This is a genomic window from Echinicola sediminis (assembly GCF_054777495.1).
In genome coordinates this window covers 1-1828 of the sequence record NZ_BAAHAP010000217.1, presented here as the reverse complement: position 1 = coordinate 1828, position 1828 = coordinate 1, and the positions used below count along the sequence as shown (strand labels likewise).

Sequence of the window (1828 nt, the reverse complement as noted above, 5' to 3'; positions counted from 1 at the left end):
GTGTATTTCAATGTCTTTTGTTTTTCCGGTCAATTCAAATCACAGCTTTTTTGCAAAGAAATAAGTATGAGAAATTAAGTTCATTGGAAGATTTCGGGTAAATCCTCATAGGTGTGATATTTACAAACTCTACCAGTCCTTTTGTAAGGTATTATTATAAAAAAAGCTTCAACTTAGTAAGATGGTTCAATAATGCGAATAGGATTATTTCTTAGTGCGCAGAGCGGTTGATGACACTTATTGAATCAAGATTGATATAAATAATATCCAATGAAAAATTTGAAATTTACATATAGTGGCAGGTCTGAATTTTCAAAAGCTTTGCGTATCAGAGTGAATGAATATTTTAAAAATAACAATATCAGTAAATTTGGTAATGGAAGCATGATAGTAAAAACCGTGTTTATGCTTTCCGTTTTCTTTATCCCTCTCATTTTTATCTGTTCAGGGATGGTAGAAAACACTTTCCTGCTTTTTGCTTTATATATTATTAGTGGTTTTGGCATGGCCGGTATAGGAATGGGGGTAATGCATGACGCTATACATGGCTCGTATTCGAAGAGTCCTATTGTCAATAGGTATTTGGGCTATACGATGAATTTAATCGGGGCCAATTCCTCTGTTTGGAAAATTCAACATAATATCCTTCATCATACCTACACTAATATAGAAGAAGGAGACGATGATATTAATGTGCCATTTTTTTTGCGGTTTTCTCCTAATACTAAGCATTATTGGATACACCGTTTTCAGTACCTTTATATTTGGCTCTTTTATGGACTTTCTACCATCTCATGGATTACGATGAAGGATTTTGTCAGAGCTTGTCGTTATCATAAAATGGGATTTTATGATAACACAGGTAGTTTCAAAAAAGAATTGTTAAAAATTGCAGGTTGGAAAATGGTTTATTATTCCTACGCCCTGGTTTTACCCTTGATTATGGTGCCATTACCTGCTTATATTGTGGTTTTTGCCTTTTTAAGTATGCATTTTGTCACTGGAATTTGTATAAGTCTTGTTTTTCAAACAGCCCATATCGTTCCGGGTACTAAATTTATCCAAGCAGATGAAACTGGAGAAATTCATAATGAATGGACATTGCACCAATTGACCACTACTAGTAACTATGCACCAAGGAGTACCCTTTTCTCTTGGTTGATCGGGGGGCTGAATTTTCAGGTTGAACACCATCTATTCCCCAATATTTGCCATGTTCATTATAAAAAGCTCTCAAGGATTGTTTCAAAAACTGCGGAGGAATTTAATTTACCTTATTTGGTCAAAAGGTCCTTTTTTACGGCGCTTTTGGATCATATAAAAATGCTCCGTCAGTTAGGTAGGGCATAATTCGGTTCCTTGAATTATGTTAGCCCTATCTGAAGATCTTTATCTTCCCTGCCATGTGTAGCCTGAAGGAATAGTTTTGTTGAGGTTTCGATTTTTAAAGCATGGAGAAGGTAAAAATGATGTTTTTGAACAATAAAGGTTCTGGGCAACCCTATATTGGTTTTTACCAATGCAAGGTGATTTGGTTTTTGTTAGCAAAAAATAGAACTGTGATTTATATAATTACTATCCAGATTTCTGTAATTAAAAATATCTAATTTTAGGCATTTTTGACATAGACTCAATCAGAGATACCTTGTTTGAGGGAGTAATATTGAATCCGATGATAAAAAGGTGGATAAATCTTAAAGGTTACATTGTAAGTGGGGACTTAATCGATATGAAGACTTTTCTGGAAACTATGCGGCAGATTTATGATGAGCATTTGGATAAAAGGTTCACTCAAAGGAATTACTATCTAAATAATGAGGAACTTGAC

Annotated in this window: 1 protein-coding gene; it reads left to right on the top strand. The window is 34.2% G+C overall.

The features are described 5' to 3' along the window. Window positions 1-270: 270 nt before the first annotated feature. Window positions 271-1350, top strand: a complete 1080-nt coding sequence (locus ACYVAA_RS22810; RefSeq protein ID WP_460546369.1) for a fatty acid desaturase family protein — start codon at window positions 271-273, stop codon at window positions 1348-1350. Window positions 1351-1828 lie beyond the last annotated feature (478 nt).

Coding starts and splice junctions, on each gene's coding strand:
- ACYVAA_RS22810 (WP_460546369.1), top strand. CDS start 271: ATGAAAAATTTGAAATTTACATATAGTGGCAGGTCTGAATTTTCAAAA.